General features: G+C 60.7%; 19 protein-coding genes. 12 read left to right on the top strand and 7 right to left on the bottom strand.

The features are described 5' to 3' along the window. Positions 1–193: 193 nt before the first annotated feature. Both CAF74_RS13200 and CAF74_RS13195 read left to right on the top strand, forming a co-directional pair. Positions 194–1,138 carry a GlxA family transcriptional regulator gene (locus CAF74_RS13200; RefSeq protein ID WP_011336294.1) on the top strand — a complete coding sequence of 315 codons (945 nt, stop codon included), beginning with the start codon at positions 194–196 and terminating at the stop codon, positions 1,136–1,138. A 68-nt stretch (positions 1,139–1,206) separates the two neighbouring features. Continuing rightward, complete coding sequence (locus CAF74_RS13195) at positions 1,207–2,379, top strand: hypothetical protein (RefSeq protein ID WP_085746644.1); 1,173 nt, start codon at positions 1,207–1,209, stop codon at positions 2,377–2,379. Here CAF74_RS13195 and CAF74_RS13190 read toward each other — a convergent pair whose 3' ends face one another. Together CAF74_RS13190 and CAF74_RS13185 are read right to left on the bottom strand one after the other, a co-directional pair. After that, entirely contained in the window at positions 2,380–2,796 is a 417-nt protein-coding gene (locus CAF74_RS13190; protein WP_085746643.1) for a DUF3010 family protein, read from the bottom strand. Positions 2,797–2,843: 47 nt separating this feature from the next. Beyond that, entirely contained in the window at positions 2,844–3,245 is a 402-nt protein-coding gene (locus CAF74_RS13185; RefSeq protein ID WP_039768003.1) for a lysozyme inhibitor LprI family protein, read from the bottom strand. 234 nt (positions 3,246–3,479) lie between these two features. Here CAF74_RS13185 and CAF74_RS13180 point away from each other — a divergent pair, with 234 nt between their 5' ends. The 9 genes from CAF74_RS13180 (at position 3,480) to CAF74_RS13140 (ending at position 19,154) form a co-directional block, all read left to right on the top strand. After that, the gene (locus CAF74_RS13180; protein ID WP_007959776.1) at positions 3,480–4,457 is read left to right on the top strand and encodes a dipeptidase; all 978 of its coding nucleotides are present in this window, start codon (positions 3,480–3,482) and stop codon (positions 4,455–4,457) included. Between the two features lie 77 nt (positions 4,458–4,534). Continuing rightward, entirely contained in the window at positions 4,535–5,065 is a 531-nt protein-coding gene (locus tag CAF74_RS13175) for a DUF5943 domain-containing protein (protein WP_007926354.1), read from the top strand. Positions 5,066–5,080: 15 nt separating this feature from the next. Continuing rightward, positions 5,081–7,141, top strand: coding sequence for a dimethylglycine demethylation protein DgcA (gene dgcA / locus CAF74_RS13170; protein WP_007959780.1), 2,061 nt, complete (start codon positions 5,081–5,083; stop codon positions 7,139–7,141). Positions 7,142–7,252: 111 nt separating this feature from the next. Beyond that, the gene (gene dgcB / locus CAF74_RS13165; RefSeq protein ID WP_039768006.1) at positions 7,253–9,202 is read left to right on the top strand and encodes a dimethylglycine demethylation protein DgcB; all 1,950 of its coding nucleotides are present in this window, start codon (positions 7,253–7,255) and stop codon (positions 9,200–9,202) included. Further along, positions 9,202–10,422, top strand: a complete 1,221-nt coding sequence (locus CAF74_RS13160; RefSeq protein ID WP_085746642.1) for an electron transfer flavoprotein subunit alpha/FixB family protein — start codon at positions 9,202–9,204, stop codon at positions 10,420–10,422. The genes dgcB and CAF74_RS13160 overlap by 1 nt, the downstream gene beginning before the upstream one ends. 9 nt (positions 10,423–10,431) lie before the next feature. Beyond that, complete coding sequence (locus CAF74_RS13155) at positions 10,432–11,202, top strand: electron transfer flavoprotein subunit beta (protein ID WP_085746641.1); 771 nt, start codon at positions 10,432–10,434, stop codon at positions 11,200–11,202. Positions 11,203–12,414: 1,212 nt separating this feature from the next. Next, the gene (locus CAF74_RS13150; RefSeq protein WP_085746640.1) at positions 12,415–15,867 is read left to right on the top strand and encodes a GMC family oxidoreductase N-terminal domain-containing protein; all 3,453 of its coding nucleotides are present in this window, start codon (positions 12,415–12,417) and stop codon (positions 15,865–15,867) included. Positions 15,868–16,014: 147 nt separating this feature from the next. Next, positions 16,015–17,883, top strand: a complete 1,869-nt coding sequence (locus CAF74_RS13145) for a hypothetical protein (protein WP_085746639.1) — start codon at positions 16,015–16,017, stop codon at positions 17,881–17,883. Between the two features lie 26 nt (positions 17,884–17,909). Next, positions 17,910–19,154 carry a metallophosphoesterase gene (locus tag CAF74_RS13140; RefSeq protein WP_085746638.1) on the top strand — a complete coding sequence of 415 codons (1,245 nt, stop codon included), beginning with the start codon at positions 17,910–17,912 and terminating at the stop codon, positions 19,152–19,154. A gap of 66 nt (positions 19,155–19,220) precedes the next feature. Here the strand turns inward: CAF74_RS13140 and gbcA are convergent, their stop codons facing one another. After that, positions 19,221–20,513: a glycine-betaine demethylase subunit GbcA gene (gbcA, locus tag CAF74_RS13135; protein WP_085746637.1), complete on the bottom strand. Its 1,293-nt coding sequence runs from the start codon at positions 20,511–20,513 to the stop codon at positions 19,221–19,223. A 293-nt stretch (positions 20,514–20,806) separates the two neighbouring features. Here gbcA and gbcB point away from each other — a divergent pair, with 293 nt between their 5' ends. Continuing rightward, positions 20,807–21,907 (top strand): glycine-betaine demethylase subunit GbcB, encoded by a 1,101-nt coding sequence (gbcB, locus tag CAF74_RS13125; protein WP_011336281.1) that lies wholly within the window; start codon positions 20,807–20,809, stop codon positions 21,905–21,907. 67 nt (positions 21,908–21,974) lie between these two features. Here the strand turns inward: gbcB and CAF74_RS13120 are convergent, their stop codons facing one another. The 4 genes from CAF74_RS13120 to CAF74_RS13105 form a co-directional block, all read right to left on the bottom strand. Next, a complete protein-coding gene (locus CAF74_RS13120; RefSeq protein WP_085746636.1) occupies positions 21,975–22,361 on the bottom strand; it encodes a hypothetical protein in 387 nt (128 codons plus the stop codon). Further along, positions 22,358–23,755, bottom strand: a complete 1,398-nt coding sequence (locus CAF74_RS13115; protein ID WP_256578375.1) for a hypothetical protein — start codon at positions 23,753–23,755, stop codon at positions 22,358–22,360. The genes CAF74_RS13120 and CAF74_RS13115 overlap by 4 nt, the downstream gene beginning before the upstream one ends. Before the next feature lie 47 nt (positions 23,756–23,802). Further along, a complete protein-coding gene (locus CAF74_RS13110; RefSeq protein ID WP_011336278.1) occupies positions 23,803–24,288 on the bottom strand; it encodes an Hcp family type VI secretion system effector in 486 nt (161 codons plus the stop codon). 90 nt (positions 24,289–24,378) lie between these two features. Further along, a complete protein-coding gene (locus CAF74_RS13105) occupies positions 24,379–25,203 on the bottom strand; it encodes an NAD(P)-dependent oxidoreductase (RefSeq protein WP_085746634.1) in 825 nt (274 codons plus the stop codon). Positions 25,204–25,342: the final 139 nt, after the last annotated feature.

The raw sequence follows: 25,342 nt of genomic DNA, 5'->3' as shown, positions 1-25,342 counted from the left end.
GTCGGGTTCCTCGGCAGGTCGTTATTGTGGGTTCCGGCATCTGTCGTGCCGGTGATGCTCAAATTACGCAGCTGTACGCCCTTGAAAGCGCACTGCGGCGACCAGCTCTTGCACTGCAGCGACCTGTGCTCTTGAATGCCACCGACAACTGGCGTATCAACGTTGCACGCTACCCGCGAATCGAGTGCGCGCCATGTCCCAGGATTTCTACTTTCTATTGATGCCGGGTTTTTCCGCCATCGGTTTCATCTCTGCGATCGAACCGCTGCGAGTGGCCAACCGCTTTCGCGGCGAGCTGTACCGCTGGCACGTCTTGAGCGCCGATGGCGGGGCGGTGCTGGCGAGTAATGGAATGTCGGTCAACGCGGATGCGGCGCTGGAGCCGCTGAAAAAAGGGGCGACGTTGCTGGTGGTCGCCGGTTTCGAACCGTTGAAATTCGCCACACCGGCGCTGGAGCACTGGCTGCGACGGCTGGACAACGAAGGCGTGACCCTCGGCGCCATCGATACCGGCAGCTTCGTCCTTGCCGAGGCGGGCCTGCTCGATGGTCATCGCCTGACCCTGCACTGGGAAGCCATCGACGCCTTCAAGGAATCTTATCCACAGCTCAGCGTCACCCAGGAGCTGTTCGAGATCGACCGTCGGCGCATCACGTCTGCCGGCGGTACCGCGTCCATCGACCTGATGCTCGACCTGATCGCCCAGGCCCACGGCCCGCAACTGGCGATCCAGGTCAGCGAGCAGTTTGTATTGGGGCGGATTCGTCCGCGCAAGGACCACCAGCGTATGGAGGTCGCCACGCGTTACGGCATCAGCAACAAGAAGCTGGTGCATGTGATCGGCGAGATGGAGCAGCACAGCGAACCACCGCTGACCACGCTGGAGCTGGCGGAATCGATCAAGGTGACGCGTCGGCAACTGGAGCGCCTGTTTCGCCTGCACCTGAACGACACGCCGAGCAATTTCTATCTGCGCTTGAGACTGGAAAAGGCCCGACAGCTGTTGCGCCAGACCGACATGAGCGTGCTGGAAGTCAGCATCGCCTGCGGGTTTGAATCACCGTCGTATTTCACCCGCAGCTACAGGGCGAAGTTTGCCCGGTGTCCGCGGGAGGATCGGCGACGGGAGGCCGTTTGACGGACGATTATAGTTAATTATACTTTCAGGTATAAATTACAGTCGTTTGAATAATTGAGTGTAAAACCATGTCCCGAAACAACGGCTTCGTTTTCCGCCGCCCCGCTCTGGCCCGCAGCGTTGCCGATGGTCTGGTGGGTGCAGGTCTGCAGGATTTCACCTCCGGCCTTTTTTTGGCAGCGCCGCGTCGCACAGGCAAAAGCACCTTCCTGCGCGAGGACCTGATCCCGGAATGCCAGGCCCGAGGCTGGTTGACGGTTTACGTCGACCTGTGGGCCGACAAGGAAAAAGACCCTGCTGACTTGATTGCCAGTGCCATTGCAGGCGCGTTGGTCCCCTTTGAAAAGGGCATCCGCAAACTGGCGAAGAATATCGGCATCGAAAAACTCAGCTTTCTGCGCACCTTGTCCTGGGATTTCACCAAGCCGCAACTGCCTTCGGGCGCGACCCTGACTCAAGCGCTGGAACTGCTCCACAGTGCCGCCGAAAAATCCGTAGTGCTGGTGATCGATGAGGCTCAGCACGCGCTCACCACCGCCGCGGGCATCAACGCGATGTTTGCCCTGAAGGCTGCGCGGGATCAGCTCAACCAGGGACGTGAAGGCGAGGGCAGCGGTTTGCATCTGGTGTTCACCGGTTCCAATCGCGACAAACTCGCCCATCTGGTGCTGGGCAAGAGCCAACCGTTTTTCGGCTCGAGCATCACGCCCTTTCCGCTGCTGGGAAAAGAGTTCACCCAAGCGTACACCTTGCACCTCAACGCCCATCTGGCCGAGACCAACCAGTTCAGTGCGGCTGATATCGACGACGCCTTTGAGTTGGTGGGGCGGCGCCCGGAAATGTTGCGCACCATCATCGGCGAAGTCGCGCTGGAACTGGGCGAGGCCAGCAATCTGGGGCAGTTGCTGCAAAGCCGTGCCGAATTGTTGCGCGCAGGCGTGTGGACCGAGTTCGAAAGCGCCTGGAACGCTCTGACCATCCCTCAGCGCGCCGTGCTGGAGGTGATGGTGGAGCGCTCACAGAACAACGAGCCTTTTGCACCGTTCACTGACAGCACACTCATGGCAGTCGGCAAGGCACTGGAAAACATGGGCAGCGACGTGGTGCCGGGCACCCAGACCATTCAGGCCTGCATCGATGCCCTGCGTGACAAGGAGCTGGTGTGGAAGTCGAGCCGCGGTGGCTATGCGCTGGAAGACAAATCCTTCGGTGACTGGCTGAGTGCGCGTAAAACGCGCTAGTTACTTCTTCACCAATGCCGAGCACGCTGCCTTGTAGGCTTCATGCTGATACTTGTTCAGCGTGCCCGGCAGCTCGAAATTGTGCTTTTTGGCCTGGGCATTGATCGTCTGCGGCGACAGCAGCGTCACCTCGCAACCGTCCAGCAACTGAAACACGCCCTCGATCTTGAACGTGGTCGGCCCACCGGCAAACTCGCCCTTCTTGCTGCGTTTCTTGATCGCGATGCGATCAATGGAGTTCTCGCGCACGAACGACGCCAACTGAGCCGCGAACAGCTTCACGTTGGCCGCCTCGTCGTCATCGTCCAGGGCGATTTTCTTGGTGCTCAGCGCGACATGGCTCAACACCGAACCGTCGAGGGACGCCACGGCGATGATCGCTTCACTGCCTTTGATTTCGATACCGCAGATGTTCATGTGAATCCCTTGATTGGCTGAAGAGGTGCAGCTTACAGCTCAAGCCCTCACTCCTGTCCTATCGACTCCAAAAACTCCGACCGCTCGTCACTCATACGCGCCACGCAGTCATTCTGCGCAATCTTGAACGCCTTGCTGCCGTCCGTCGCCGGGAAGGCTTCAACGGCGCAGTCGGCGTCGCGGGTTTTCAGCCATTGTTGCTGGGCGGCCTTGAGTTTGGCGGTGATGTCGGCCAGTTGTGCCGGGTTCTTGCCGTAGGCCGTTTGCATGCGCTCGTTCAGGCTGGCGTAGTTGTCCTTGAGCAGGTCTTCGGCGGTGGTGCGGCTGTAGGTCGAGCATTCCAGGGTCTGGATGTCGTTTTCCACCGCGTCGCACGGGTTGTTGTCGGACTCTTCGGCGGCGTGTACGCCGGTCGCAATCAGGGCCAGGGCCAGGAAGATCGATTTCATTGATGTCGCCGCTCTAATCCAGTGGTGTTTCCGGGATGCGGCAGATTCTGGCTCAAGCTCGCGGGCTTGAACAGGTGGCCGGTCGGACCGGTTGGCGACCCTTTGTCGCGGATTGACGCTTTCGGCAATTCCCCTGTCGTTTTTGCACCCGGCTGGTCGCGCACCGAGGCATATGCTGGCCCCAAAGCGCCGGCAGACGATTCGGCGCATGAATCGCCAATAAGGGGACGCCTGATGAGCCCAGCCGAATTACACGCCGACAGCATCGTTATCGACGGTCTGATCATTGCCAAATGGAACCGCGAGCTGTTCGAAGACATGCGCAAGGGCGGTCTGACGGCGGCCAACTGCACCGTGTCGGTGTGGGAGGGCTTTCAGGCCACGGTCAATAACATCGCTGCCAGCCAGAAACTGATTCGCGAAAACAGCGACCTGGTGATCCCCGTCCGCACCACCGCCGACATCCGCAAGGCCAAGGAGCAGGGCAAGACCGGCATCCTCTTCGGCTTCCAGAACGCCCATGCGTTCGAAGACCAGATCGGCTATGTCGAGGTGTTCAAGCAGCTCGGCGTCGGCATCGTGCAGATGTGCTACAACACCCAGAACCTGGTGGGCACCGGTTGCTACGAACGTGACGGCGGCCTGTCGGGTTTCGGTCGCGAAATCGTCGCCGAGATGAACCGTGTCGGCGTCATGTGCGACCTGTCCCACGTCGGCTCCAAGACCTCCGAGGAAGTCATCCTCGAATCGAAAAAACCGGTCTGCTATTCCCACTGTCTGCCGTCGGGGCTGAAAGAGCACCCGCGCAACAAGTCCGATGAAGAGCTCAAGTTTATTGCTGACCACGGCGGTTTCGTCGGCGTGACCATGTTCGCGCCGTTCCTGGCCAAGGGCATCGATTCGACCATCGACGACTACGCCGAAGCCATCGAATACACCATGAACATCGTCGGCGAAGACGCCATCGGCATCGGCACCGACTTCACCCAGGGTCACGGTCAGGACTTCTTCGAATACCTGACCCACGACAAGGGCTACGCCCGCCGTCTGACCAACTTCGGCAAGATCATCAACCCGCTGGGCATCCGCACCGTCGGCGAGTTCCCGAACCTGACCGAAACCCTGCTCAAGCGCGGCCACTCCGAGCGCGTGGTACGCAAGATCATGGGCGAAAACTGGGTCAACGTCCTCAAGGACGTCTGGGGCGAATAAGCCGCCGCTTCCCGAATACTTTCCCTCGGCCGTCCGCGCCGGGGGCAACACCAAAATTTTTCTGGAGTTAAGTTTCCATGGCCAAGATCGCCCCGCAATTGCCAATCGAAGTCGACAGCGAGACCGGTGTCTGGACCTCCGACGCCCTGCCGATGCTGTACGTGCCACGGCATTTTTTCGTCAACAACCACATGGGCATCGAGGAAGTGCTGGGCGCTGACGCCTATGCCGAAATCCTCTACAAGGCCGGCTACAAATCCGCCTGGCACTGGTGTGAAAAAGAAGCCGAGTGCCACGGCCTGGAAGGCGTCGCGGTGTTCGAGCACTACATGAAGCGCCTGTCGCAGCGCGGCTGGGGTCTGTTCAAGATCCAGGACATCGACCTCGACAAAGGCACCGCCAGCGTCAAGCTCGAACACTCGGCGTTCGTCTACGTCTACGGCAAGGTCGGGCGCAAGGTCGACTACATGTTCACCGGCTGGTTTGCCGGTGCCATGGACCAGATCCTCGCCGCTCGCGGAAGCAAGATCCGCACCGTGGCCGAGCAGGTCTACGGTGGCTCCGAAGAAGGCCACGACGACGGCCTGTTCACCGTCAAGCCGTTGTAAGTCGAGGAACCCGCCATGGCTTTCGAAGCAATGTTCCAGCCGATCCAGATCGGCAAACTGACCATCCGCAACCGCGTGCTCAGCACCGCGCACGCCGAGGTCTACGCGACCGACGGCGGCATGACCACCGAGCGGTACGTCAAATATTACGAAGAGAAAGCCAAGGGCGGCATCGGCCTGGCGATCTGTGGCGGTTCGTCCGTGGTGGCGATCGACAGCCCGCAGCAATGGTGGAGTTCGGTGAACCTGTCCACCGACCGGATCATCCCGCACTTCCAGAATCTCGCCGACGCCATGCACAAGCATGGCGCCAAGATCATGATCCAGATTACCCACATGGGCCGTCGCTCCCGTTGGGACGGTTTCCACTGGCCGACCCTGATGTCGCCGTCGGGTATCCGCGAACCGGTGCACCGCGCCACCTGCAAGACCATCGAGCCGGAAGAAATCTGGCGGGTGATCGGCAACTACGCGCAAGCGGCTCGCCGCGCCAAGGCCGGTGGCCTGGACGGCGTCGAACTGTCGGCCGTGCACCAGCACATGATCGACCAGTTCTGGAGCCCTCGCGTCAACAAGCGTACCGACGAATGGGGCGGCACTTTCGAGGGTCGGATGAAGTTCGGTCTGGAAGTCCTGAAAGCCGTTCGCGCCGAGGTCGGTGACGACTTCTGCGTCGGCATGCGTATCTGCGGTGACGAGTTCCACCCGGACGGTCTGTCCCACGAAGACATGAAGCAGATCGCCAAATATTACGACGACACCGGCATGCTCGATTTCATCGGCGTCGTCGGCTCGGGTTGTGACACCCACAACACCCTGGCCAACGTGATTCCGAACATGAGTTATCCACCGGAGCCGTTCCTGCACCTGGCGGCCGGGATCAAGGAAGTGGTCAAGGTTCCGGTGCTGCACGCGCAGAACATCAAGGACCCGAACCAGGCCACGCGGATTCTTGAGGGCGGTTACGTCGACATGGTCGGTATGACCCGCGCCCACATCGCCGACCCGCACCTGATCGCCAAGATCAAGATGGGCCAGATCGACCAGATCAAGCAGTGCGTCGGCGCCAACTACTGCATCGACCGTCAGTATCAAGGTCTGGACGTGCTGTGCATCCAGAATGCTGCGACTTCCCGTGAATACATGGGCGTGCCGCACATCATCGAGAAATCCACCGGGCCGAAACGCAAGGTGGTGATCGTCGGTGCCGGTCCGGCGGGGATGGAAGCGGCCCGCGTGGCAGCCGAACGTGGCCACGACGTGACCCTGTTCGAGAAGAAGGAATTCATCGGCGGCCAGATCACTACGGCCTCGAAAGCGCCGCAGCGTGACCAGATCGCCGGCATCACCCGCTGGTTCCAGCTGGAACTGGCGCGGCTGAAAGTCGACCTGCGCCTGGGCACTGCCGCAGATGCCGACACCATCATGGACCTGCGTCCGGACATCGTGGTGCTGGCCGTTGGCGGGCATCCGTACCTGGAGCAGAACGAACACTGGGGCGCCGCCGAAGGGCTGGTGGTCAGCAGCTGGGACGTGCTCGACGGCAAGGTCGCGCCGGGCAAGAACGTGCTGGTCTACGACACCATTTGCGAGTTCACCGGGATGTCGGTGGCCGACTTCCTCGCCGACAAGGGCAGCCAGGTCGAGATCGTCACCGACGACATCAAGCCGGGCGTGGCCATCGGCGGTACGTCGTTCCCGACCTACTACCGCAGCATGTACCCGAAAGAAGTGATCATGACCGGCGACATGATGCTGGAGAAGGTCTACCGCGAAGGCGACAAGCTCGTTGCCGTGCTGGAGAACGAATACACCGGCGCCAAAGAGGAGCGGGTGGTGGATCAGGTGGTCGTCGAGAACGGCGTGCGCCCGGACGAAGAAATCTACTACGCCCTCAAGGACGGCTCGCGCAACAAGGGCCAGATCGATGTCGAGGCGCTGTTCGCGATCCAGCCGCAACCTTCGCTGAGCAGCAATGGCGACGGTTACCTGCTGTTCCGCATCGGTGACTGCGTGGCGCAGCGTAATACCCACGCCGCCATCTACGACGCACTCCGGCTCTGTAAGGATTTTTGACGGCTCAGCTGCGAGCCCAAGCTGCAAGCCGCAAGTAAAAACACTGCAGTTTCCACTGCTCTTTCTTGCAGCTTGTAGCTTGTAGCTTGCACCTCGCCAGAGGTGACTCTGATGTTGAACACCCTTCTTCCAATCCTGTTGTTCGCAGCCCTGGCCCTTGCGGTGCTGGGGGCGTTGCGGCGGGTGGCCATGTGGCGCCGGGGCCGGGCCTCGAAGGTCGATCTGATCGGCGGCCTGTTCGCCATGCCCAAGCGTTACATGGTCGATCTGCACCACGTGGTGGCGCGGGACAAATACATCGCCAACACCCACGTCGCCACGGCGGGCGGTGCGGTGGCGTCGATCGTGCTGGCGATTCTGGTGCACGGTTTCGGTTTGCATAACCGGATCCTCGGCTACGCGTTGCTGCTTATGACGGCGGTGATGTTCGTCGGGGCGATCTTCGTTTATCGGCGTCGGCTCAACCCGCCGTCGCGGCTGTCGAAAGGCCCGTGGATGCGCCTGCCGAAAAGCCTGCTGGCGTTCTCGGCCTCGTTCTTCCTGGTGACCTTGCCGGTGGCCGGGATCCTGCCGGAGAACTTCGGCGGCTGGGTGCTGGCGGCGATTCTCGGCATCGGTGTGTTGTGGGGCGTGTCGGAACTGTTCTTCGGCATGACCTGGGGCGGCCCGATGAAACACGCCTTCGCCGGGGCCCTGCACCTGGCCTGGCACCGTCGCGCCGAACGTTTTGGTGGCGGTCGTTCCACCGGTTTGAAACCGCTGGACCTGAACGATCCGACCGCGCCACTGGGCGTGGAGAAACCCAAGGATTTCACCTGGAACCAGTTGCTCGGTTTCGACGCCTGCGTGCAGTGCGGCAAGTGCGAAGCCGCGTGCCCGGCGTTCGCCGCCGGCCAGCCGTTGAACCCGAAAAAGCTGATTCAGGACATGGTCGTCGGCCTCGCCGGCGGCACCGATGCCAAGTTCGCCGGCAGCCCGTATCCGGGCAAACCGGTGGGCGAACACGGCGGCAATCCACATCAACCGATCGTCAACGGTCTGGTCGACGCCGAAACCTTGTGGTCGTGCACCACCTGCCGCGCCTGCGTCGAGGAATGCCCGATGATGATCGAGCACGTCGATGCCATCGTCGACATGCGCCGCCACCTGACTCTGGAAAAAGGCGCGACCCCGAACAAGGGCGCCGAAGTCCTGGAAAACCTGATTGCCACCGACAACCCCGGCGGTTTCGCCCCGGGCGGACGGATGAACTGGGCGGCGGACCTGAACCTCAACCTGCTCAGCGAGAAGAAGTCCACCGACGTGCTGTTCTGGGTCGGCGATGGAGCCTTCGACATGCGCAACCAGCGCACCTTGCGTGCGTTCGTCAAAGTGCTGAAAGCGGCCAAGGTCGACTTCGCGGTGCTCGGTCTGGAAGAGCGCGACAGCGGCGACGTGGCCCGACGTCTGGGTGACGAAGCGACCTTCCAGTTGCTCGCCAAACGCAATATCCAGACCCTGGCCAAATACAGCTTCAACCGCATCGTCACCTGCGATCCGCACAGCTTCCATGTGCTGAAAAACGAGTACGGCGCGTTCGATGGCAACTACCTCGTGCAGCACCACAGCACTTATCTGGCGGAAATCATCCAGGCCGGCGCGCTGAACCTCGGTCAGCACAAAGGCAACAGCGTGACCTATCACGACCCGTGCTACCTCGGCCGCTACAACGGCGAGTACGAGGCGCCGCGCGAAGTGCTGCGCGCCCTCGGCATCGAGATCAAGGAAATGCAACGTTCCGGCTTCCGTTCGCGCTGCTGCGGCGGCGGTGGCGGGGCGCCGATCACCGACATTCCGGGCAAGCAGCGGATCCCCGACATGCGCATGGAAGACATCCGCGAGACCGGCGCCGAGCTGGTGGCCGTGGGTTGTCCACAGTGCACGGCGATGCTCGAAGGCGTGGTCGAACCGCGTCCGCTGATCAAGGACATCGCCGAACTGGTGGCCGACGCGCTGCTCGAAGACGCCGCGCCGAACAAGCCTGCCACCCCGGCCAAACGTGAACCTGCGGAGGCCCACTGATGAGCGACATTATCCGCCGCGACCCCCGCGCCGAATGGATCGCACGCAACCGCCTGCACCCGCTGCACGCGGCCATGCAACCGGCGCAACACAGCTGGATGGGGCCCAATGGGATCATCCGCAAGAATCCGCACGGCATCGGTTTCATCGGCCCTAACGGCATCAAGCGCATCGACCGCAGCGGCGCTCAACAGGGCGGGGCGGTCAAACGTTCGGCCGCGGTCGAAGTGCAATTGCCGCTGCATCAGGTGCCGGCCCCGGCGTTCTACATCAGCGTGGTGCCGGACATGGTCGGCGGCCGCTTGAGCAGCCACGACCGTGATTTGCTCGGCCTGGCCCATCAACTGGCCGGCAGCGACGGCGCGGTACTGGCCGTGGTGTTCGGCGAGCACAAGGAAAACGCTTTCGCCACCGCAGGCGTTGACCGCTTGCTGGTGCTGGAAGGCGAAGAATTCAGCGGTTATGCACCGGAACAACGGATCCAGGGCCTGCGGGCTGTGGATAACCAGTTCAACCCGCGTCACTGGCTGCTGCCGGACAGTCGCAGCGGTGGCGGCGAACTCGGTCGGCGCTTTGCCGCTGCACTGGGTGAGCGCCCGGCCACACGGGTCTGGCAGGTCAAGGATCAGGAGTGCATCGGCCGCGCCGGTGCGGGGTTACAGGATCTGGCCCGCCCGGTGGCGCGTTTGATTCTGGCGTCCGCCGAATGTGCAGAACCGGTCAGCGAAACCCGTCACGAAGCGCTGCCGGTTGAGTTATCCACACCCGTCGCACGCAGCCTGTCGCGGATCGAGGATCTGGGTGCGGTGGCGGTGGATCCGGCGGCCATTCCGATGGCCGAAGCGGAGTTCATCTTTTCCGGCGGTAACGGAGTCAAGGACTGGGAGCTTTTCCACAGGACGGCCGCCGCCCTCGGCGCTACCGAAGGCGCTTCGCGGGTGGCGGTGGACGATGGCTTCATGGCCCGCGACCGTCAGGTCGGCGCGTCCGGCACCTGGGTCACCGCGCGGGTTTACGTGGCCGTGGGGATTTCCGGGGCGATCCAGCACCTGCAAGGCATCGGTGCCTGCGACAAGGTAGTGGCGATCAACCTTGATCCGGGTTGCGACATGATCAAGCGTGCCGACCTGTCGGTGATCGGCGAAAGCGCGGAAATTCTTCAGGCCTTGATCGCGGCGGTAGAGGCTTACCGCAACGAAGCCAAGCGCGATGCGGCTTAAGGAACGGTTATGAGCACAAAGATCATCAGTCTGGTTTCAATCGGCGCCCACCCGACCTCCGGCCGCCCGCGCCGCGCCGATCAGGACGCACGCGCGGTGGAACTCGGCCTGCAACTGGCAGGGGATAACCTGCAAGTGCTGCACGCCGGCGACATCGCGGAACCGGCGCTGCGCGCCTATCTGGGCATGGGACTTGCGCAGATGCATGTGCTGGAACAACCGGCGGGCGCCGATGCGCTGCCGGCGTTGACCGAGTATCTGCGTGATGCCGGTGCACAAGTCGTGTTGACCGGCAGCCAGGCGGAAACCGGCGAAGGCTCGGGGATGCTGCCGTTCCTGCTGGCCGAAGGGCTGGGCTGGCCATTGGTCGTTGGTTTGGCCCAGGTCGAATCGATCAACGACGGTTCTGCGCTGGTGCTGCAAGCGTTGCCCCGTGGGCAGCGGCGCCGGCTGAAGGTGCGCCTGCCGTTTCTGGCGACTGTGGATAACGCTGCGCCCAAGCCTCGGCAGAGTGCTTACGGCCCGGCGCGACGTGGTGTTCTCCAGCCTGAGGACGTGGAAGTGGTGGATGACGAACTGCTGTCGGTGGCGACCTTGCAACCGGCCAAGCCCCGGCCGAAACGGTTGAAGGTGATCAAGGCCAAGAGCGGGGCCGACCGGATGAAGGCGGCGACGGCCAAGGCTAGCGGCGGTGGTGGGCAAGTGCTCAAGGGTGTGACTGCTGAGGCCGGGGCGGAAGCGATTTTGAAGTTGTTGATTGAAGAGGGGGTTGTCCGCTAGAAGCCCCCTCACCCTAGCCCTCTCCCAGAGGGAGAGGGGACTGACCGAGGTGTATAGGCCATTTACATCGACCTGCGACCAGAGCGGTGACCTTGGTTCGCCAAGCATTAACCACTTGATATGGCGTTAGCTTGATTAAGCCTGAGGTCGCGGTAAACGCTCAGGTCGATGTATCCCGCGAGATCACCACCGTAGGCTCCCTCTCCCTTCGGGAGAGGGCTGGGGTGAGGGCAGCGGTCCTCCACAATCTGCTAATTACCCCCAATCTCTGTTGGCGGATCTGTGGATAACGTGTTCGCCCCTCCCTACACCCCACGCCAATCAAGCCCTTCAGCCCCCAGATCAAAAAACAACCAGCCTAACTCGCGGTTTTTTCTGAGTTTTTCCCCAGCTTAACTCCCAGACTTGCCCCCAATCTCTGTTGGCGCTTCTGTGGATAAGATGTTCGCTGTACGCTGCAAGCCATATAAACCGTGGCTTACAAAGATCTGATCAAAAAACGCTCAATTCAGTCTTTTAACCCGCCAATCCCCACGCAAACCCCTATTTATCAACGCCTCCAGCGCTTTTCCACAGCACCCGACAAGTTACCCCCGAACTCTGTTGGCGCTTCTGTGGATAAGGTGTTCGCCATCCTCTACAAGCCACGTAATCCTTGACATGTAGACGGTTGATCAAAAAACAATCAATCGCCAATGGAAACCCCGCTTCTGGATAAGTCACGAATTTTCTTCACAAAATCCCGATTATTTTTCCAGATCATCCACAGTTGTCCCCATTAGCTGTGGGTGTCTATGTGGATAACTTGTTCGCCAAACCCTGCAACCCCCGGCGGGCTTAGTCCAAAAGGCAATTGATCAGATTTCATACAGTTCTAAGAGGCTGCCTTGACTTCGATCCGGTGCCTGTCTTCACTGCAATGGCACAAGGACAGCCTTCACTTATCCACATCTGGTTCAGGGAGAACGCGTGATGGATACCCAGCCACACCGCTTACCCCTCAGTCCCTGCACGCTCCGCGCTCGACCGGCAGCTTCGCCGCGAAAGCGCACGTTGCGTCGTGCCGCCAATCAGCACGCCCGCCTGTAGCGCCTGATTCCTGCCCAAACCGTTGTACTGCCGTCGGGATTCCCCGGAGGCCAGGTGCCCGTTCGCCCATTGATTGCAGGCAACCGCAGAGTTGCCCCATCTGCCTGAGAGAGGAACCACCTCATGACACGGATCGCAACGCCCATCAGCGAAATCAAGGAACACTACGACGTGATCGTCATCGGCTCCGGGTACGGCGGCGGCATTGCCGCGTCGCGCCTGTCCCGGGCCGGTAAAAAGGTCTGTCTGCTGGAACGCGGTCGGGAGATCCAGCCCGGCGAATACCCCAACACCATGATCGCCGCGACCGAGGAGTTGCAGGTACACGATCCGGACGGCCACATCGGCTCGCGCACCGGGTTGTTCGACCTGCACGTCAACGCGCAGCAGAACGTGGTGGTCGGTTGCGGCCTCGGCGGCACGTCGCTGATCAATGCCAACGTCTCGCTGGAACCGACCGCCGATGTTTTCCAGGATCCGCGCTGGCCACTGGTGGTACGTGAGGACCACGACGGCTTGCTCAAGGAGGGTTACGCCAAGGCCCGGGAGATGCTCAAGCCCAATCCCTACCCGAGCACCTCGCCGAACCTGCCGAAGCTTGATGCCAACAAAAAATCCGCAGATTTCCTCAAGCAAGGCGCGCACTTCTACAAGCCGCCGATCAACGTGACCTTCGACAAACTGCCCAACAACCTCAACCACGTCGGCGTCGAGCAACTGCCGTGCAACCACTGCGGCGACTGCGTTTCGGGCTGTAACAACAAGGCCAAGAACACCACGCTGATGAACTACCTGCCGGACGCCACCAATCATGGCGCGGAGATTTTCTGCCAGGCCCAGGTGCGGCATCTGGAGCGCGACGGCAATGGCTGGATCGTGCACTTCCAGTACCTCGACAGCGGCCGCGAGAAATTCGACGCGCCGACCTTGTTCGTGAAGGCCGACATTGTCGTGGTTTCTGCCGGCACCCTCGGTTCCACCGAGATTTTGCTGCGCTCGCGGGACAAAGGCCTGGTGATGTCCGGGCAGCTCGGCGAGAACATGAGCGGCAACGGCGACATCCTCGGCTTCGGTCACAACTGCGAGCAGACCATCAACGGCATCGGCTTCGGCGCGCACTCGGCCAAGGAAATGCAACCGGTCGGCCCGTGCATCACCTCGATCATCGACATGCGCACCGAGGGTGACCGCAGCAGTCGCATGGTCATCGAGGAAGGTTCGATCCCGGGCGCCCTTGGCCGGCCGATGGTGCCGGCAATGGCCGGGTTCGCCGAGATGATCGGCAAGCCCACCGACGACAGCTTCAGCGGCAAGGTGAAGTACAAGGAGCGCGAAGCCGAAAGCTTCCTGCGTGGCCCGTATCACGGCGCGCTGCACAACCTGCAGACCTACCTGATCATGAGCCACGATAGCGGCCAGGGACGCATGGTCCTCGACAGCAAGGATCAACTGCGCATCGACTGGCCGGGCGTCGGCGAGCAGGAAAACTTCAAGATCGGCAACGAGCGGCTGTACCAGAGCACCAAGGCCCTGGGCGGGATCTGGGTCGAGAATCCGATCTGGACCAAGCTGCTCAAGCACAGCATCGTCTCGGTGCATCCGCTGGGCGGTTGCGTGATGGGCGAAGACGCCGCGCAAGGCGTGGTCAACCACAAGGGCCAGGTGTTCAGCGGCGCCAGTGGCACCGATGTCTACGCCAACCTTTACGTGACCGACGGCGCGGTGATCCCGACGTCACTGGCAGTCAACCCGCTCCTGACCATCTCCGCCGTGAGCGAGCGCAACATGGGCCTGCTGGCCGCCGACCGTGGCTGGACGATCGACTACACGCTGCCGTCGGCGCCGCGCAAACAGACCGCGCCGCCGACTCTTGGCGTGCAGTTCACCGAAACCATGAAGGGCTACTTCTCTCGCGCTTTCACCGCCGCGCAGAGTACCGACCTCAAAGTCTATGAAGCTGCCGCCAAACGTGGCGAGGCGGACAACTCGCCGATCGACTTCACCCTGACCATCACCGCCAACGACCTCAACCGCATGATCAAGGAGCCGGAACACGCCGCGACCATCGTCGGCACGGTGATCGCCCCGGCGCTGTCGCCGGAACCGCTGACCGCCAGCAACGGCGTGTTCAACCTGTTCGAGCAGTTCGAGCAGCAGGTCGATACGCGCCACATGAAGTACGACATGAAACTGACCGCCGAGGACGGGAACGACTACTTCTTCAGCGCCTTCAAGACCGTGCCGGAAGACAACGGCGTGCTGAATATCTGGCACGACACCAGCACCCTCTACGTCACGCTGTATCGCGGGCCGGACAAATCCGGCGAAGTCATCGGTTCGGGTGTGATGCACATCAAACCGACCGATTTCGCCAAGCAGATGACCACCATGAAAGTCCTCAATGCGCGCAACGAGCGTGAGCGCATCGAAGGGCTGGCGCGGTTCGGCAAGTTCTTCGCCGGGATTCTCTGGGAGAGTTATGGCGGGGTGTTTGCCGGTGACAAATACTTCAATCCCGACGCGCCGCCACGGCTGAAACGGCCACTGGATGCACCGACGCCGGCCGTGCATTTCTTCCCTACTGAAGACGGCGTGCAGTTGCGCCTGACCCGCTATCAGGCTGGCAGCAAAGGCCCGGTGATGCTGGTGCATGGTCTGGGTGTGGGCTCGAATATCTTCTCGACCGATACGATCCAGACCAACCTGCTGGAGTTTCTGTGCAAGCACGACTACGACGTGTGGCTGCTGGATTTCCGGGTGAGCATCCTGCTGCCGGCAAGCAAGAAGGAATGGAACGGCGACCAGATCGCCCAGTACGACTTCAAGGCCGCCATCGCACAGATCCAGCAGGAAACCAGAGCCAGGGACGTGCAGTGCGTGGTGCATTGCTACGGCGCCACGACCTTCTTCATGTCATTGCTCGCCGGTTTGCAGGGCGTGCGATCGGTGGTCTGTTCGCAGATTGCCGCCGACACGGTGGTCGCGACGGCAACGGGGCTGAAGGCCGGTCTGCACTTGCCGGGGATGCTCGATGCGATCGGCATCAAGTCGATGACCGCCTATGCCGACAGCAAGGAGAACTGGTTCAACCGGCTCTACGACAAGGCGCTCAACGGCTACGCGCGGATCGAAGCCCAGGGCTACTGCACCAACCCGGTGTGTCACCGCATCACCTTCATGTACGCCTCGCTGTATCGCCACGACACCCTCAACGAAACCCTGCACGACAACCTGCACGAGCTGTTCGGCGAGTCGAACATCGAGACCTTCGAGCACCTGGCGCTGATCGTGCGCAAAGGGCATCTGGTGGATTTCAAAGGGCGCGACGTGTACATGCCGCACTTTGATCGGCTGACCATGCCGATCTGCTTCATCAGCGGCGCCGACAACCAGTGTTATTTGCCGGAGAGCACGCTCAAGACCTATCAGCGGGTTTGTGAGAAGTACGGGCCGGAGCGTTACAGCCGGCATGTGGTGCCGGGTTACGGCCATATCGATTGCATGTTCGGCAAGAACGCGGTGGTCGATGTGTATCCGATCATCCTTGAACACCTGGAGAAAACAGCCCTCGGATAGCCCCGATCGTGTCGATCGTTCCCACGCTCTGCGTGGGAACGCCGCCATGGACGCTCTGCGTCCGCTTTTGTGACGCGGAGCGTCACGAGATGCATTCCCTCGCGGACGGTTCGACGCTTCGACGGGGGAACGATCTGGGGAACTGATATGGACAGCTACATCCGCTGGTTTCAACGCTTCATCTGGCTCGGCATTGCGATGAACATGGTGTTCGCGATCCCGGCGCTGTTCGCGCCGGGGTTGCTGACATCGGTGGTCGGCCTGCCGCCGCAACTCTCCGACCCGTGGCTGGAAAACGCCGGGATGCTGCTGGTGGGCATCAGCGTGTTCTACATGCCTTCGGGCTTCAACGCGCCGCGCTACGTGGTGCATTCCTGGCTGTGCGTGCTGACTCGGCTGATCGCCGTGGCGTTCTGGATCTACCTGATCAACACCAGCAGCCAGGGCTCGGTGTTCGTGCCGATGCTGATGGGCGACCTGAGTTTCTTCCTGATCCTCGGCATCCTGCTGTACCTCGGCACCACCCCTGAAAACCGGCCGCTGGCGCTGCTCTGTGACGGCTGGCGCGAATGGCGCGCGGCATGGGCGCGGCAGTGGCAGAGTCACGCGTTCAAGGTCGGCACGCTGGTCGTGGTGGCGCTGCTGGCGTTCATCGGTTACCAGACCTGGTATCAGATGCTGCGCGTGGTGCCGGAGCAGGATTACGCCTCCGACGAAGATCACTATAAATACGCCGCCATCGGTCTCGGTATCGAAGCGCGAATTCCGTATTACCTGTTCTCCGTGCTGCCGCAGATGTGCCCGGAAAAACTGCCGAAACCCGGTGGCTGGGAAGTCTTCGGTTTCCTGTTCGAGAACGGCAAGGACCTGCCGATCGGCATGGCCAAACGACAGCTCGGCTACCCGACCGTCGAGCCGAACTGCGCGCTGTGCCACACCGGCTCCTACCGGGCGAATGCCAGCGACGTCGCAGTCAACGTGCCGAGTGCACCGGCCAACACCCTGCAACTGCAGGCCTTCCAGTGGTTCGCCTACGATTGCGCCAGCGATCCGAAATTCACCACCGACGCGGTGATGGCGGCGATCAACAGCAAGTTCCAGCTGGGCTTTTTCGAGAAGCTCTACAACCGCTACCTGATCATCCCGATGGCCAAGACCGCGCTGCTCAAACAGAAGCAGGCCTACGCCTGGCAGAAGCTGCGCCCGCAACAGGGACCGGGGCGCACCGACACCTTCAACCCGACGAAAATGGTGGTGTTCGGCTTCCCGGATGACTCGACCATCGGCACCGTCGACCTGCCGCAAGTGTGGAACCAGAAACCCCGGGAATCGATGTACCTGCACTGGGACGGCAATAACAACAAGATCCACGAGCGCAACTACGCGGCTGCGATGGCCGTGGGCGCGACGCCGGAATCGGTGCTGCCGCCGAGTTTCAACCGGGTGACCAACTGGCTGCTCGGGCACAAGGCGCCAGCGTGGCCATGGGCACTGAATCAGGCCAAAGTCGCCCAGGGCAAACCGATCTGGGCAACCAATTGCGCCAGTTGTCATGATTTCGGGCGTACCGACACCGGGCAGGTGACCACCAACATCGATCAGCTCGGCACCGATCCGCACCGGCTGAACTCGTTCACCACCGGGCTGGTGGCAGCGTTCCACACCTTCAAGAAACCGCCGTTCGATTTCGGCGCCTACCGCAAGACCCAGAGCTACAGCAACACGCCCACCGACGGCATCTGGTTGCGCGCACCGTACCTGCACAACGGTTCGGTACCGACCTTGTGGGACTTGCTGCAACCGCCGGAAAAACGTCCGCAGGTGTTCATCACCGGCTCCGATGTCTACGACCCGGTCAACGTCGGCTTCGTCACCAGCGGCGCCCAGGCCAAGGCCTCGGCTGACTTCACCTACGACACGCGTCTGGAAGGCAACCACAACAGCGGTCACCTGTACGGCACGACGCTGTCGGACGACGACAAGCGTGCGCTGATCGAATTCATGAAAACCCTGTGAACCCCCTACGGATAGAGGATTACGCCATGTCAGCGGTCGGTCATCTGAAACACGAATACGACAAGGTCAAGGTGCGCCTGCACGGCTTGTTCACGCGCATCGAAATGGCCTGGATGAAGCTCATCAGCGAGCTGGAGCCGCAGGAGTTTCAAGCCATCATCAAGTTGCTCCAGCGCGGTCACGATCAGGCGCAATACGTGCTCAAGCACGGCGAGTTGCCGACCGACGAGCCGGCCGTGCCGTGGGAGTTGGCCCACGGTTTGTCGATCCTGCGTATCGGCAACGCGACGCCGCTGCCGCAATCGCCCGATCAACTACAGACCAAGGTACTCAAGGACGGCACGCTGCTGGGCTGTCGCAAATGGGAGCTGCTGGATCTGTTGTGGAGCGAGGCGCTGCTCAAGTGGATCGAAAACCTGCGCCATCACGCGACCTTCGGCACCGATCCGGCGCTGGTGAAAATGGATCGCGAAGTGACGCTGGCGATTGCCGGCGACTGGGGCACCGGGCCGTTCAACAGCCATGCGCCGGCGGTGTCGGTGGCGAACCAGATGCAACTCGCCAATGCCGATTTCACCATTCACCTGGGGGATGTTTATTACGCCGGCACCCACTCCCAGGAGGACACCGACATGGCGGGCTGGCCGATGGGCACCCATGGTTCGTTCACCCTCAATTCCAACCACGAGATGTACAGCGGCGCCCACGGCTATTTCAAGGAACTGGCCGCGCGTTTTCCGGGGCAGCAGGGCACCAGCTACTTTGCCCTGATCAACGACGACTGGCTGATTGTCGGACTGGACACGGCGTACGCCTCGGACGTCATGAACCTGTACATGGATGGCACCCTGAACAAGCCGCAGATCGAGTGGATGAAAGGTCTGCCCAAACGCAAGAAACTCATGGTGCTCAGCCACCATCAGGGCTTCGACATCACCGGGCACAACAAGACCGCGCTGTATCAACCGGTGTGCGATGCACTGGGGCGCGAGCCGGATTACTGGTACTGGGGCCATCTGCACAATGGCATCGTCTATGCGCCGCAGGGTGGGCTGCACGCGCGCTGTGCCGGGCATGGAGCGATTCCCTATGGCACCACCAGCGAGCTGAACGGGCATTCGCGGGTGCTGTTTTCGGAGACGCAGGATGCGAACGATCCGGACTATCCGCTGCGGGTGTTGAATGGGTACGCGAAGATCAGGTTGGTGGGGGAGGAGATTTTCGAGGAGTTTATCGGGGAGGATGGCTCGGTAAGGTGGTCATCGCAATGATGCGGTTGCTATAAGGACGCCATGATCGTTCCCACGCAGAGCGTGGGAATGATCGGTCAGATGCAATCAGCCTTGGACCGGCACGCCTTTGAGGTATGGCGCAGGCTCGGCGCCGAGATTGCTCAGCATCCGCTCGCTGTACCAGTCCACGAAATTGACCACGCCGAACTCATAGGTCTTGGAGTACGGGCCCGGCTGGTACGCGGTGGAGTTGATCCCGCGCTGGTTCTCTTCGGCCAGACGACGGTCCTGATCGTTGGTCGCGTCCCACACCTTGCGCATGCGTTCGACGTCGTAATCCACGCCTTCGACCGCATCCTTGTGCACCAGCCATTTGGTAGTGACCATGGTTTCCTGAGCGCTGATCGGCCACACGGTGAATACGATGATGTGGTCGCCCATGCAGTGGTTCCACGAGTGCGGCAAGTGCAGGATGCGCATCGAGCCCAGGTCCGGGTTCTTGATCCGGCCCATCAGTTTGGCGCAGCCCTGTTTGCCGTCCATGGTCATCGACACGGTGCCCTTGAGCAGCGGCATGCGCACGATGCGGTTGCGCAGGCCGAAACTGGCGTGGGCGTAAGGGATCTTCTCGGCTTCCCAGGCAGCGGCGGAGGCGGCGACGTGATCCTTGAACGCCTGATCGGCACGCGGGTCGGTGACGTCGTCCCATTCCAGCAGGGTTTTCAACAGTTCCGGGTGAGAGCCGCTGCAGTGGTAGCACTCGCGGTTGTTTTCCAGCACCAGTTTCCAGTTGGCCTTTTCCATCAAGGTGGTGGTAATCGCCACCTTGGTGTTCTCCATGTCGTACGGTTCCATGTAGTGGTTCAGGGTCGACAGGAAGTCATCGATGGCCGGCGGGTTCTCCGCCAGGCTGATGAAGATGTAGCCGCCGGCAGTCTTCACGTTCACCGGTTTGAGGCCGTACTGCTTCATGTCGAAGTCGGCGCCCATTTCGGTGCCGGCGAACAGCAGGCGACCGTCCAGCTCATACGTCCACTGGTGATAGTGGCAGACCAGTTTGGCGACCTTGCCCTTGTCGCTGGTGCACAGGCGCGAGCCTCGGTGGCGGCAGACGTTGTGGAACGCGTGCACCACGCCTTCGGCGCCGCGAATCACGATGATCGGGTTCTTGCCGATCTGCAGGGTGATGTAGTTGCCCTTGGCCGGGATTTCGCAGGTCATGCCGGCGATCAACCACTCTTTCTGGAAGATCTCCTGCATGTCGATATCGAACAGCCGCTCGTCGCTGTAGAACGGCTGCGGCAGGGAGTAGGTGCGCTCGCGTTCCTGCAGCATTTGTGCGGTGGCCTTGCGTGCGGGTTCCAGCGGGTCGCCCAGGCTGATTTTTGCGGTGTCCATCGATGTAATCCTCAAGGCCATCTGCGTGGCCGCGAAAGTGGCTGATCGGGTGTGCGGCTAAGGGGTGCTACGCAAGGTGTAAAGAATCTGTTTGTGTTGGGGCGAGTGTGGGGCCGCCGCTGCCCGGAACCTTATCCATGGGCGACATGGTGCAATCTGTTCCCGACGCGCAACCCCCGGTGGTTGGGGGCTGGTCGCGATAAGTATGTCAATGTCGCGGATAGGTAAACGGGGCGTTCGCGCTATACGCAGAATCGCCACATGAAGGCCGACAGTCGGCCGTGGAGAACAGCATGTCGAACAGCTTCCTGAATCCGGTCACCACCCAGACCTGGGCCAATGGCCGACACATCGTCCGTTGCGTCAAAGTCATCCAGGAAACCTGGGATGTGCGCACCTTCTGTTTCATGGCCGACCAGCCGATCCTGTTCTTCTTCAAGCCCGGACAGTTCGTGACCCTGGAGCTGGAAATCGAAGGCCAGCCGATCATGCGTTCGTACACCATCTCCAGCTCGCCGTCGGTGCCGTACAGCTTTTCGGTGACCATCAAGCGCGTGCCGGGGGGCAAGGTGTCCAACTGGCTACACGACACGCTGCATGAAGGCCAGGAGCTGGCGGTACACGGCCCGGTCGGGCTGTTCAACGCCATCGATTTCCCGAGCCCGAAAGTGCTGTACCTGAGCGGTGGTGTCGGCATCACACCAGTGATGTCCATGGCGCGCTGGTTCTACGACACCAACGGCAACGTCGACATGACGTTCATTCACAGCGCTCGCTCACCGAAAGACATCATTTACCACCGCGAGCTGGAACACATGGCGTCGCGGATCGACAACTTCAGCCTGCACCTGATCTGCGAAAAGCATGGGCTGGGCGAGCCGTGGGCCGGCTATCGCGGCTACCTCAACCACAAGATGCTGGAACTGATGGTGCCGGACTTCCTCGAGCGCGAAGTCTTCTGCTGCGGCCCGACGCCGTACATGACGGCGGTCAAACGCCTGCTGGAAAACGCCGGCTACGACATGAAGCGCTATCACGAGGAATCCTTCGGCGCCACGCCACCGGAAGCCCGCGCCGATGCGGTGGAGCAGGCGGAACAGGCGGCGGAAGCACCGGAAGTGCCGGCGGCGGATCTGCACCTGGTGGAATTCACCTCTTCGGACAAGAGCATCCGTGTGGCCCCGGGCGAGACCGTGCATGCGGCGGCTGCGAAGGTCGGCCTGATGATCCCGAAAGCCTGCGGCATGGGGATCTGCGGGACGTGCAAGGTACTCAAGCTGGGCGGCGAGGTGGAGATGGATCACAACGGCGGGATCACCGAGGACGACGAGGCGGAGGGGTACATTCTTTCTTGCTGCAGTGTGCCGAAGGGGGATGTTCGGATCGAATATTGAATTCAGTTTGCAGGCTTGGGGGCGATCTCTCGTAGGGGAGATCGTATGAAGTCATTAGTTGCTGTTTTTAAATAATTTCTAATGCGGCGAGAAGTCCAAAGAGCAAAAAAGTTAAGCCGGAAATTCTCTGATATTTATATAGTGTAAGTAGCGTGCGTTTGAAGTCTGGCGGAAAATTTTTAATATCTTTTGCGCTCAGTTTCCCTTGGTAAAGGTAGATTTCTGGACGTTTCAGGAAGCTAAAAATTTCCCCCATCATGTAGATCCGCCCCCGCACGCCTCCATGCCATAGCATCATAAGGCCTCCGGCGATCGAACTGTTTTGAAGGCTGTTCATTATTAGTTCTATTTTTGTTTTTGCGATATATAAAACGATGCAGTTGATTATTATGAGTGCGGCGACGTTTATGATGTTTAGAATGATAAAGGCATCTCTTGCAGTTTCATAACTCATCGGGTTTTCTCGTAAATCAATTCACCGGCGATTTCGCCGCCTTTTTCGCCCATATAGCCGACCGTAAAGGATCCGGCTCCCGCAACCACGATCCCGCACAGTGCCCCACCGATTCCTGCACTGGATACCCCGAGTGCTACGCAAATGGTGGAGGCCGTGCTTGCACCTACAGCAGAACCGACAGCTCCACCCAGAAAACTTCCGGTTTCGGTGAATTTAATCTTTTCGCACTCCTCGGCGTTCTCGTTCGTACAGACATCCTGAACCTTCATTGCCGAGGCTCCGCCAGCCACGGCCGTACCAATCCATCCGCCATATTTTACGTATTGCGAGGCTTTCACCACGCCTTGAATGTGAGTGGCGTACCCGGGCGGCTGGCCGATGCCGCCAGCCTTCCTCCAGCGGTGCACCAGGTGCGGATGCTCGATTCCTAGAGCGATCTTGAGGTTTGGGTGATCAGGGAGGCCAATGACTTTCTTCGTCAATCCGGTTAGCTGTCCGTCCAGCCGTTGAAGTAATTCGGCGCGCCGCTTTTTGAATGCTTTTGAGTTCAGGCTGCCATTGGTCTCGATAGTGCTGATATGCAATGCCTCAATGTCTTTCAAAGCGGCTTTTATGCCATCCAGATGATTAGCCGCCATGGCAGTACCAACCCCAATAACTTTTGACCCATCTGAAAGCGTCCTTCTGATGACCTCATAGTGCTGGGCAAAAAAGTCCGCCTCTTCCACCGTCAACGGCGCCAGCGCCATGCTGACGATGTGCGCGGTTTCCATCAGCAGTGATTCTTCATAGGTGCATTGCTGATTGTCCGGGTCGCTCAGGACAATCAGCGTTCCGGCTTTCACCACGTCGTCCAGCTGATTGAGGCTTTTGAATTTGGCGATGACACTCGGGTTTGGCGACGCAAACAGCTGCGCCTGAAGTTTCTCGGCGGACACGCTTTTCGGCACGATGTAGAACCCCGGCTCTTCGGGCGCCGGCAGCTCCTGCGGCCAATGCTCGCGGGGAACCATTCGCAAGTCGTTGACCGGACGCGGAGAGGAGGGCGGGGCTGAGTTCGGGCGTGTCACTTTCAGGTTCTGCTGGTGAGCGGCCCGGAGCAGACGTTCCGGATCGGGAGTTGCTGCAGGCTGTGGGAGCATCGACAAGCGTCGTGCCTTGGCCGTGCCGGTGATCGCTCCGTGCCTGTTTTGCTGCAGGATCCGAGACTGGTTCAGCAGGTTGTGTTGTTCCTGCACAAGCGCAAGGATTCCCTGCTCCGGAGTCAGGCGTCCGGCGGCAACCTCATCGGTGATGTGCTTGGCGAAATATGCGACTTGTTGATTGAACTGCACCCGCGCGATGCCGAACGCCAGATGGCGAGCACTGGCGGTCAGCGCCTGGCCGAGCAAGTTGCCGGCGGCATCCTCAACGCCGCAGGGATCATGTGGTCGAGGGTTCAATCCTGGCTGCCCCACGAGGTATGGCCGGTGGTGCCCGCAATGTGGTGTACCCAACTGATGCCGCGGTAACGAATGGCCAGTTGTTCTTGAGGTTGAGCGTCGTTTTGCAGAATGACGTGGGGCACTTCCTGCGAGAGTTCAGCCAGAACGGCCCCATCGAGGGAAATTGAATAAAACTTCTCCTGCTGACCTTGAGGCGAGGTTCGGTAAAGGCTGATCGTGCATTCGAGTTCTTCGCTGTTCGAATGCGCCTGGGCCAGCAAGGGGGAGGATTTGTCGACCGCTTTGGTGATGATGACCGGTTGGTGGACGGCTTTGCCGAGGTTGTTGTCGCGGCGCATTTCATGGCTCAAGGCGAACACCATGATTTCATCGGTATGGGCTTTCTGGTATTTGTTGCCGACCGATTCCGGGGTCGAACACCCGGCTGAAATAAGGCCTTGAGTCTTGCCGGTAATGGTCATGTAGGCAGGGTTCGCCATAGTCAGCACTCCTCGAAAAAGGAGCAGGCAGTCTATGGCGAAGCCTGTTTGGTTTATGTAGGTCCTGGTGTAGGTCTATTCTGAAAATGCTCAGTCGATAAACAGATCCGTCATCAACTTCGCGTCACTCTTCGGCTCAAACCGATAGTGGTCGAATTCGCTCACGCCGCTTTCGCGCAAGATCTCTTCATCAATCAACAACCGCCCGGTAATCCGCCGCTCGCTGCTGCTCAGAATCACATGCGCCGCATCCGCCATGATCGCTGGCGTGCGCGCATGCTTGAACGACTCCCGATTGCCCAGCTGAAACTCGATGGCCGCCGTGGCAATCATGGTCTGCGGCCACAGCGAATTGACGCTGATGCCGTAGTTGGCAAACTCCTCGCTCATGCCCACCGTCAGCATGCTCATGCCGTACTTGGTCACGGTGTAGGGGCTGTATTGCGCGAACCATTTGCTGGCCAGATTCAGCGGCGGTGACAGGTTGAGAATGTGCCCGGAGGACTTCTTCAGATAGGGCAGGGCGGCCTGGCTGCACAGCAACACCGCGCGGGTGTTGATCTGATGCATCAGGTCGAAACGCTTGAGTTCGATGTGCTGCACACCGGTCAACTTGATCGCCCCGGCGTTGTTCACCAGCGCATCGATCCCGCCAAAATGTTGATTGGCCTGGGCCAGCGCCTGTCGCACCGCCTCCTCATCCCGCACATCCAGTTGCAGCGCCAGGGCCTTGCCGCCGGCCGCTTCGACTTCCGCGGCGACGCTGTGGATGGTGCCGGGCAACTTGGCGTGCGGCTCGGCGCTCTTGGCCGCGATCACGATATTGGCCCCGTCCTGTGCAGCCCGCAGCGCAATCTCGCGCCCGATGCCACGGCTGGCGCCGGTGATGAACAAGGTTTTGCCTTTTAGCGACATGCGCAAGCTCCTGCTTATTGTTATGTGAGCGATGGCTCGACAGACAATGTAGTCGATGGAGCTGAAACGGGAGGGAGCCTGATCGCCGATCGTTCCCACGCTCCGCGTGGGAATGCAGCCTTTGACGCTCCGCGTCATG

The sequence above is a fragment of the Pseudomonas sp. R45(2017) genome, assembly GCF_002112305.1.
Lineage (GTDB): Bacteria > Pseudomonadota > Gammaproteobacteria > Pseudomonadales > Pseudomonadaceae > Aquipseudomonas > Aquipseudomonas paraglycinae.
Note: the sequence above shows the minus strand (reverse complement) of the source record. Positions and strands in the feature narration are given on the sequence as shown.